We start from the raw sequence: 9,452 nt of genomic DNA, 5'->3' as shown, positions 1-9,452 counted from the left end.
GCAACTACAACGCCTGGCTCGCGATGCACCACCAGGAGTACGACTTCTTCGCCTCCGTGGACACGGACCACGTACCGCTCCCCAACTTCCTGGAGCGGATGATGGGCTACTTCCGCGACCCGGACGTCGCGTTCGTCGTCGGCCCGCAGGTGTACGGGAACTACGACACCCCGGTGACCAAGGCGGCCGAGTCCCAGCAGTTCCTCTTCCACGCGCTGATCCAGCGCGCGGGCAACCGCTACCGCGCCCCCATGTTCGTGGGGACCAACAACGTCGTGCGGATCAGCGCCCTCACCCAGATCGGCGGCCTCTACGACTCGATCACCGAGGACATGGCGACGGGCTTCGAGCTGCACCGCCACCGCAACCCGGCCACGAAGCGGCACTGGAGGTCGGTGTACACCCCCGACGTGCTGGCCGTGGGCGAGGGACCGGCCTCCTGGACGGACTTCTTCACGCAGCAGATGCGCTGGTCGCGCGGCACGTACGAGACGCTGTTCAAGCAGTACTGGAAGGCACCGTTCACGATGCCGCCCGGCCGGTTGTTCTCGTACTCGCTGATGCTCGTGTACTACCCCATGACCGCCGTCAACTGGCTCCTCGGCATTCTCAGTTGCGTGCTGTTCCTCTGGTTCGGGGCCTCCGGGACGCAGGTCGCCGCGTCCGTCTGGCTGATGCTCTACAGCGACGCGGCCGCCCTCCAGGTGGGGCTCTACCTCTGGAACCGCAGGCACAACGTCTCCCCGCACGAGCCCGAGGGCTCCGGAGGCCTGGCGGGCATGGCGATGTCGGCGCTCTCCGCGCCCATCTACGCCAAGTCGCTCGGCGCCGCCGTCCTGCGCAGGCCCAGCCGCTTCGTCGTGACGCCCAAGGGCGGTGACGCGAGCCCGGACCGGCTCCTGACCTTCCGCATCCATCTCTTCTGGGCCGTCGTGCTGGCGAGCTCGCTGACCGCCTCCTTCGTGCTGGGCCACACCCACGTGGCGATGCGCACCTGGGCGGTCCTCGCGATGGTCATCTCGCTGGCGCCGGTCACGATCTGGGCCTTCGGCCTCCTCAGGGAGCGCAAGGCGCGCAAGGAGGGCCTGCGGGTGCAGCGGTCTGGCCTGCGCGGAGAGGCACCCGCGGAGGGCGAGCCGGAGCCGGCGTTCGCCACCGGCACGTCGACAGGAGGGAACTGACCCATGGCCTACCGGCCCTCGAAGCGCACCAGGAAGACGCTCATCGGAGTCGGCGCGGGCGCACTGCTCGTCGGGTTGAACGCTCCCGCCGCCCTCTCCTTCGCGGAGGAGAAGTACCACGCGTACAAGATCTCCCAGCCCGGCTACAAGAAGAAGTACGGCTCCTGGAAGCAGGTCGACATCCCCGAGGAGTTCCGCACCAACGCCATTCACGCCGCGCTGCTCCACACCGGCAAGGTGCTGATCGTCGCGGGGTCCGGCAACGAGCAGAAGAAGTTCGACGCGGGCTCCTTCGACACCGTGCTGTGGGATCCGAAGAACGACACGTTCAAGAAGATCAGGACGCCCGAGGACTTCTTCTGCTCGGGGCACGCCCAACTCCCCGACGGGCGGCTCCTGGTGGCGGGCGGTACCGCGCGCTACGAGCTGCTCGACGGCGAGGTGGAGCGGGCCGGCGGCGGCATGCGCGTGAAGAACGAGAACCCCGACAAGCCGGTGGTCCTCAAGAAGGGCACCACGTTCCGCTCCCCGTCGGGCGTCGAGTACGTCAGCAAGTTCGACGTCGAAGTGCCGAAGGCCAAGCGCGACTTCGAGATCACGTACTCCAAGTCCGGTGTCATGCAGCCCTGGAAGACGAAGGTCAAGGCGAGTGAGGCGCGGGTCTTCGTGGAGGCGGTCCAGGACGGCGAGCAGTCGGTCACCGAGAAGTCCGCGCAGTACGAGATCGAGGGACTGACCGGCGAAGAGGCCGACAACACCTACGGCATCGCCGAGAAGATCGACATGGAGAAGCAGGACTTCCAGGGGATCAAGGCGGCGTACGAGTTCGACCCCGAGGCCGAGAAGTACATCCCGGTGGAGCCGATGGACAAGGCCCGCTGGTATCCGACGCTCGTCGGCCTGGAGGACGGCAAGGTGCTCGCGGTCTCCGGACTCGACGACGTGGGCGTCGTCGACCCGGGCGACAACGAGATCTACGACCCGAAGACGAAGAAGTGGACGGACGGGCCCAAGCGGTACTTCCCGACGTACCCCGCGCTCTTCCTCACCAAGGGCGGAAAGCTCTTCTACCCCGCGTCCAACGCCGGTTACGGCCCCGCGGAGAAGGGCCGCGAGCCGGGCCTGTGGGACCTGGACACCAACAAGTTCGAGAAGGTCCCCGGCCTGGAGGACCTCGACCAGACCGAGACGTCGGCGTCCGTGCTGCTGCCGCCCGCGCAGGACCAGAAGGTGATGATCCTCGGCGGCGGGGGAGTGGGCGAGTCGGAGAAGTCGACACGGCGCACGGCCGTGATCGACCTCAAGGAGGACAACCCGTCCTTCAAGACCGGCCCCCCGCTCCCGCAGGGCACGCGCTATCTGAACAGCGTCCTCATGCCGAACGACTCCGTGTTCACGACGAACGGCGCATCGGACTACCGCGGACGCAGCGCCAGCAACATCCACAAGGCGCAGTTCTACGACCCCAGGACGAACGCCTTCCAGACGGCGGCGTCGCCCGAGGTGGGCCGCAACTACCACTCCGAGGCACTGCTGCTGCCCGACGGCCGGGTCGCCACGTTCGGCTCCGACCCGCTCTACGACAACGAGCAGAACACCAAGCTCGGCCACTTCGAGCAGCGCATGGAGATCTTCACGCCGCCCTCGCTGCACCGCGGCGGCGAGCAGCGCCCGGTGCTCGGCGAAGGGCCCGAGCAGCTGGCGGCGGACGGCCGCGCGACGTTCCGGACCGACCACCCCGAGAACATCGCGTCGGCCCGGCTGATGCGGCCGAGCGCGGTGACGCACACGACGGACGTCGAGCAGCGCTCGATCGCGCTGGGGCTCAGCAAGGGCAAGGGCTCGGTGACGGTGGACGTGCCGCGGGGCGACACGGCCCTGGTCCCGCCGGGCTGGTACATGCTCTTCGTGACGGACAAGGACGGCACGTCGTCCGAGGCGAAGTGGGTGCACGTCGGCACGGACGGCTGAGGACCGGAGGCGGCCCGCTCAGGCCGCCTTCGCATTGCGCGCCAGCCCCAGCGCGTAGTCCGGCCACCACTGGCCCGCCGCCGGGCCGCCCCGGCACGGGCCGTCCGAGTCGCCGGGGCGCTTGATCCACAGGACGGCGTCGACCAGCGGGTCGCCGGTGCGGTCGGTCGGCGGGGTGCCGAGGCCGCGGCCCGGCGGGTTGCACCAGGCGTCCTGGCGGTCGCCCGCCAGGGGCCCCCGGCCGTTGCGGCTGGTGTCCATGACGAAGTGCTTGCCGCCGACGGTCGCCGACAGCGTGCGGCCGTACGCCTTGATCGCCCCGTCGCTCTGGAAGTTGGAGACGTTCAGCGAGAAGCCGTCGGCCTCCGCGACGCCCGCCTTCCGCAGGGGCTCGGTGAGCTTGCCCGCGTCGGAGATCCAGCCGGGGTTCCCCGCGTCGAGGTACACCTTCACCTTCGGCTGCCGCTTCAGCCGCTGGATTGCCTCCGACAGCAGCTGGTAGCGGTCCGCGTGGTACTCGGCCGGGGTGCAGCCGTCCACGATGTGCGGGACCGCGTCGGGTTCGAGGACGACCAGCGCGGGCGCGTCGCCGATCGCGGCGGCGAATTCGTTCACCCAGTTCCGGTAGTGGCCCGCGCTGCCCGCGCCGCCCGCGGAGTGCTGGCCGCAGTCGCGGTGCGGGATGTTGTACGCGACGAGCACGGCCGTGCGGCCCTCCCGCGCCGCGCCCCGCGTCGCCTGCGCGATGTCGGGCGCCGGGTCGTCCCCGGCGGGCCACACGGCCGTGGGCTGCTCGGAGATGCGCTTGAGGGCCTCGGCGTCCCGCGCGCGGCCCTGCTCCTCCCACTGCTGCACCTGGCGGGCGGCGGGACTGTCCGGGTCGACCCAGAACGCGCCCCGGGACGGCCCTTCGGTGCCGGTGGCGGGTCCGCGCACGGCGGCCTCCTCCTTCGCGCCGGACGCGGAGTCGGAGGAGCAGCCCGCCGGGAGCCCGAGGGCGGCGAACGCCGCCAGTGCCGTGAACGTGCGGAGCAGCCGGTGCATCCAGCCCCCTTGGGCGACGGTGACAGTGGCGGTGACGGTCAGTCAGCCCGGCAATCGTTACATAAAGGACTAGTCAAACTCTTGTGCCACACCGCCCCCGGTGGCCAGGGCGATGCCGAGCGGCGTGCACTCGTAGAACACCTGGTGCCCGTACCGCCGCGACACCAGGAGCCCGGCGCCCCGCAACGCCGTCAGATGCGCCGACACGGACGACGGCGCGAGCCCGAGGCGGTGCGCGAGCCCCGACGTGGTGGCGGGCGCGTCGAGCGCGGCGAGCACGGTGGCGCGCCCGCGGCCGAGGAGCCGTACGAGCGCTTCGGGCGTACGCTCCGTCGGCTCCGCCCACAGCCCCGCGATCCCCCGCACCGGATAGGCGAGCGTCGGCTGCCACGGCGGATCGAACCCGCTGACCACGTCCGGCCAGGAGAAGACGCTCGGGATCAGGATCAGCCCCTGCCCCGACAGATGCCGCACGTGCTCGTCGCGCCACTCGACGGTGAGCCTGCCCGCGTCCCACCGCAGCCGCCGGTCCAGCTCCGGCAGCAGCCCGCCGAGACCGACCTCCGCGAGCCGCCGCGAACGGAAGGCGACATCGGCCTCCAGCAGCGCGCGCAGGCGCGGCCAGTCCGGCTCGATCAGCGCGTGCCAGGCCGCCTCCATGGCGTCCGCGAGCTCCCGGACCGCCGCCGCCGGATCAGCGAGCAGCGCCCGCCCCCGCGCGGAGTCCGCGGCACCCGGGGTGCAGGCGAGCGCCCGCGCCATGTCGTCCCGCGCGGCCACCGGATCGGACGCGCGGACCCCCGCGATCTCCTCATCGAAGCGGGCCGCGGGACCGATCGGCGGCGGGCCGAGGAAGTCGGGGGAGTGCCCGCGCCGCGGCATCAGAAGCCAGAGCGCGGAGAGGTCGAGGCCACGGCCCGCCTCGCGTATCCGGCGCAGCCACTGCGGGTGATAGGCGTGCCGCTCGGGGCGCTTGAGGGTGCGTACGGCCTCCTGCGTCTCCCACAACGGCGACACCGCGAACCGGCAGCGCAGCAGATCGTCCTGCCCGAAGTGGATGTGGAACGGCACGGAGCCCCTCGTTGCGTCGAAGGTCGGTGCGTCGAAGATTCGCCCGAGCCCGAAACTTTAGGGCAGCGCGCGCCCCCGCGTGAGGCTGCGGTCATGCCCTCCGCAGAGCCCACCGGCTACACCCGCGTCTTCGCCGTCCGGGAGTTCCGTGCCGTCTTCACCGCGCACGCGCTCTCCCTGCTCGGCGTCGTCGTCAGCGAGATCGCGCTGACCGTCCTGGTCTACGGCCTCACCGGATCACCGCTGCTCAGCGCCCTCACCTTCGCGCTCGGCATGCTGCCCTACCTGGTGGGCGGAACTCTGCTGTCCGGGATCGCCGACCGGTACCCGCCGCGACGGGTGCTCGTCGGCTGCGACATCGTGTGCGCGGGGTGCGCGGGCCTCATGGCGCTGCCCGCGACGCCCGTCGCCGGGCTGCTCGCGCTGCGCTGCGTCATCGCCCTCGTCTCGCCCGTCTTCAACGGCACGCGCATGGCGACCCTCACCGACATCCTCGGCGACGGCGACCTGTTCGTCCTCGGCCGCTCGCTGCTGCGGATCGTCTCGCAGAGCTCCGTCCTGGTCGGCTTCGGGCTCGGCGGCGTCCTCCTCACCTTCGTGACACCGCGCGGGGCGCTCGTCATCACCGTCTGCACGTTCACCGCGTCCGCGCTGCTGCTGCGGTGCGGGACGAAGCGGCGGCCCGCGCGCGGGAACAGCGGCGGCGGCGCGCTCGTGCGCTACTCGCTGGGCGGCGCACGGGAGGTGCTCGGCAACCGCCGCGTGCGGGCCCTCCTGCTGCTCTTCTGGGTGCCGCCGATGTTCCTGGTCGCCCCGGAGGTGCTCGCCGCGCCCTACGCCGACGAGATCGGCGTCGGCGTCGCGGGTGTGGGGCTCCTCATGTGCGCCCTGCCGGTGGGCACCATCGCCGCCGAGCTGTACGCGGGGTCGGCGCTGTCCGCGTCCGCGCGCGCCCGCATCGTGCTGCCGCTCGCCTCGCTCACGCTGGTGCCGCTCACCGTGTACGCGGTCACGCCCGGCCTCGTCCCCGCGCTCGCGGCCCTCGCGCTCGCCGGCGCCGGTTCGGCCTACACCCTCGGCCTGGACCGCTGGTTCGTCGACGCGGTGCCCGGCGAGCTGCGGGGCCGCGCGATGACGGTGCACACGGCGGGCCTCATGACGATCCAGGGCGTCGGCATGGCGCTCGCGGGGCTGGCCGCGGAGTTCTTCGCGGTGAGCACGGTCGTCGCCGGGGCGGGCGTGCTCGGCACGCTCTGCTGTCTGCTCCTGGTGGCGGAGGTACGTTCGACCGAATTGCGAGACGGGGCTGACCAGCATGTGACCGGCGGGTAAGGTCGATGGCGTGCCGAAGCCGCTCAGCCTCCCCTTCGATCCCATCGCCCGCGCCGACGAGCTCTGGAAGCAGCGCTGGGGATCCGTCCCGGCCATGGGTGCGATCACCTCGATCATGCGGGCGCACCAGATCCTGCTCGCCGAGGTCGACGCGGTCGTCAAGCCGTACGGACTGACGTTCGCGCGCTACGAGGCGCTGGTCCTGCTCACCTTCTCGCAGGCGGGCGAGTTGCCGATGTCGAAGATCGGCGAGCGGCTCATGGTGCACCCGACGTCGGTCACCAACACGGTGGACCGCCTCGTGAAGTCCGGCCTGGTCGACAAGCGCCCGAACCCCAACGACGGCCGCGGCACGCTCGCCTCCATCACGGAGAAGGGCCGCGAGGTCGTCGAGGCGGCGACCCGTGAGCTGATGGCGATGGACTTCGGGCTCGGGGTGTACGACGCGGAGGAGTGCGGGGAGATCTTCGCGATGCTGCGGCCCCTGCGGGTGGCCGCGGAGGACTTCGAGGAGAAGTAGGGCCGTCGGACCCGGCCGTTCCGCCCGGGCCGGGGGCGGCGAAGATCGCGCATTACGGGCCGTTACGCTCGTAGCCATGAAATCCAGCGTGCTGACCCGCTACCGGGTGATGGCTTACGTCACCGCCGTCATGCTCCTCATCCTGTGCGCCTGCATGGTGGCCAAGTACGGCTTCGACAAGGGCGAGGGCCTGACCCTGGTGGTCTCCCAGGTTCACGGGGTCCTCTACATCATCTACCTGATCTTCGCCTTCGACCTGGGCTCCAAGGCGAAGTGGCCGTTCGGGAAGCTGCTGTGGGTGCTGGTCTCGGGCACGATCCCGACCGCCGCCTTCTTCGTCGAGCGCAAGGTCGTCCGTGAGGTGGAGCCGCTGATCGTCAAGGGCTCCCCGGCCACGGCCAAGGCGTAACCTCCGCCGCCACGGACAGGTCCGTGGCGGTTGGGCATCGACTTTTACTAGGACGTCCTAGTAAATTCGAAGGCATGGACGCTGAAGCGATCGAGGAAGGCCGCCGGCGCTGGCAGGCCCGTTACGACAAGGCCCGCAAGCGCGACGCGGACTTCACCACGCTCTCCGGGGACCCGGTCGACCCCGTCTACGGGCCCCGGCCCGGCGATACGTACGACGGGTTCGAGCGGATCGGCTGGCCCGGGGAGTACCCCTTCACGCGCGGGCTCCACCCCACCGGGTACCGCGGCCGGACCTGGACCATCCGCCAGTTCGCGGGCTTCGGCAACGCCGAGCAGACGAACGAGCGCTACAAGATGATCCTGGCCAACGGCGGCGGCGGCCTCTCCGTCGCCTTCGACATGCCGACCCTGATGGGCCGCGACTCCGACGACCCGCGCTCGCTCGGCGAGGTCGGCCACTGCGGTGTCGCCATCGACTCCGCCGCCGACATGGAGGTCCTCTTCAAGGACATCCCGCTCGGCGACGTGACGACGTCGATGACGATCAGCGGCCCCGCCGTGCCCGTCTTCTGCATGTACCTCGTCGCGGCCGAGCGGCAGGGCGTCGACCCGGGCACCCTGAACGGCACGCTGCAGACCGACATCTTCAAGGAGTACATCGCGCAGAAGGAGTGGCTCTTCCAGCCCGAGCCGCACCTGCGCCTCATCGGCGACCTGATGGAGCACTGCGCGCGCGACATCCCCGCGTACAAGCCCCTCTCGGTCTCCGGCTACCACATCCGCGAGGCCGGGGCGACGGCCGCGCAGGAGCTGGCGTACACGCTGGCGGACGGCTTCGGGTACGTGGAGCTGGGCCTGAGCCGCGGGCTCGACGTGGACGTCTTCGCGCCGGGCCTCTCCTTCTTCTTCGACGCGCACGTCGACTTCTTCGAGGAGATCGCCAAGTTCCGTGCCGCCCGCCGCATCTGGGCCCGCTGGCTTCGGGATGAGTACGGCGCCAAGAGCGACAAGGCCCAGTGGCTGCGGTTCCACACGCAGACCGCCGGTGTCTCGCTCACCGCCCAGCAGCCGTACAACAACGTCGTGCGCACGGCGGTGGAGGCGCTCGCCGCGGTGCTCGGCGGCACGAACTCCCTGCACACCAACGCCCTGGACGAGACCCTCGCGCTGCCGAGCGAGCAGGCCGCGGAGATCGCGCTCCGTACGCAGCAGGTGCTGATGGAGGAGACGGGCGTCGCGAACGTCGCCGACCCGCTGGGCGGCTCCTGGTACATCGAGCAGCTCACCGACCGCATCGAGGCCGACGCGGAGAAGATCTTCGAGCAGATCAAGGAGCGGGGGCGCCGGGCGCAGCCGGACGGGCAGCACCCCATCGGCCCGATCACCTCGGGCATCCTGCGGGGCATCGAGGACGGCTGGTTCACCGGCGAGATCGCCGAGTCCGCCTTCCAGTACCAGCGGTCCGTGGAGAAGGGCGACAAGCGGGTCGTCGGCGTCAACTGCCTCGAAGGCTCGGTCACGGGCGACCTGGAGATCCTCCGGGTCAGCCACGAGGTGGAGCGCGATCAGGTCCGGGACCTCGCGGGGCGCAAGGGGCGGCGTGACGACGCGGTGGTCCGGAGCGCGCTCGACGCGATGCTGGCGGCGGCGCGGTCCGGGGCCAACATGATTGCGCCCATGCTGGAGGCGGTACGGGCGGAGGCGACGCTCGGCGAGATCTGCGGGGTGCTTCGCGATGAGTGGGGCGTGTACGTGGAGCCGCCGGGCTTCTAGCGGGTTCGTCCGGCTGCGGGAGGCGGGTCTTTTGCGCAGTTCCCCGCGCCCCTTGAGGGGCTGTCCGTGCGCGCTCGTCTGCGGGTCGTGGGCCTTTTTGTGCAGTTCCCCGCGCCCCTGGGTCAGTCCCTCGTGCCGGGAGTCGGTTT

8 protein-coding genes are annotated in these 9,452 nt (G+C 70.9%); 6 read left to right on the top strand and 2 right to left on the bottom strand.

Annotated features, from left to right (window positions below; all coding sequences use genetic code 11):
• Together AOK03_RS08650 and glxA are read left to right on the top strand one after the other, a co-directional pair.
• On the top strand, nucleotides 1-1,181 hold a 1,181-nt coding region (locus tag AOK03_RS08650), incomplete at its 5' end, for a glycosyltransferase family 2 protein (RefSeq protein ID WP_055564587.1).
• A gap of 3 nt (nucleotides 1,182-1,184) precedes the next feature.
• Nucleotides 1,185-3,152, top strand: a complete 1,968-nt coding sequence (glxA, locus tag AOK03_RS08645) for a radical copper oxidase GlxA (RefSeq protein WP_055564586.1) — start codon at nucleotides 1,185-1,187, stop codon at nucleotides 3,150-3,152.
• Nucleotides 3,153-3,170: 18 nt separating this feature from the next.
• Here the strand turns inward: glxA and AOK03_RS08640 are convergent, their stop codons facing one another.
• A complete protein-coding gene (locus tag AOK03_RS08640; protein ID WP_055564585.1) occupies nucleotides 3,171-4,196 on the bottom strand; it encodes a glycoside hydrolase family 6 protein in 1,026 nt (341 codons plus the stop codon).
• A 69-nt stretch (nucleotides 4,197-4,265) separates the two neighbouring features.
• Nucleotides 4,266-5,267 (bottom strand): ArsR/SmtB family transcription factor, encoded by a 1,002-nt coding sequence (locus tag AOK03_RS08635; RefSeq protein WP_055564584.1) that lies wholly within the window; start codon nucleotides 5,265-5,267, stop codon nucleotides 4,266-4,268.
• 93 nt (nucleotides 5,268-5,360) lie between these two features.
• Here AOK03_RS08635 and AOK03_RS08630 point away from each other — a divergent pair, with 93 nt between their 5' ends.
• The 4 genes from AOK03_RS08630 to icmA all read left to right on the top strand — a co-directional run bounded on the left by AOK03_RS08630 (nucleotide 5,361) and on the right by icmA (nucleotide 9,303).
• Nucleotides 5,361-6,599 (top strand): MFS transporter, encoded by a 1,239-nt coding sequence (locus AOK03_RS08630; protein ID WP_055564583.1) that lies wholly within the window; start codon nucleotides 5,361-5,363, stop codon nucleotides 6,597-6,599.
• A 10-nt stretch (nucleotides 6,600-6,609) separates the two neighbouring features.
• A complete protein-coding gene (locus AOK03_RS08625; RefSeq protein WP_055564582.1) occupies nucleotides 6,610-7,119 on the top strand; it encodes a MarR family winged helix-turn-helix transcriptional regulator in 510 nt (169 codons plus the stop codon).
• A gap of 76 nt (nucleotides 7,120-7,195) precedes the next feature.
• The gene (locus AOK03_RS08620) at nucleotides 7,196-7,528 is read left to right on the top strand and encodes a DUF3817 domain-containing protein (RefSeq protein WP_055564581.1); all 333 of its coding nucleotides are present in this window, start codon (nucleotides 7,196-7,198) and stop codon (nucleotides 7,526-7,528) included.
• A 74-nt stretch (nucleotides 7,529-7,602) separates the two neighbouring features.
• Complete coding sequence (gene icmA, locus AOK03_RS08615) at nucleotides 7,603-9,303, top strand: coenzyme B12-dependent isobutyryl-CoA mutase large subunit (protein ID WP_055564580.1); 1,701 nt, start codon at nucleotides 7,603-7,605, stop codon at nucleotides 9,301-9,303.
• Nucleotides 9,304-9,452 lie beyond the last annotated feature (149 nt).

The sequence above is a fragment of the Streptomyces atriruber genome (assembly GCF_001418325.1).
GTDB lineage: Bacteria > Actinomycetota > Actinomycetes > Streptomycetales > Streptomycetaceae > Streptomyces > Streptomyces atriruber.
Note: the sequence above shows the minus strand (reverse complement) of the source record. Positions and strands in the feature narration are given on the sequence as shown.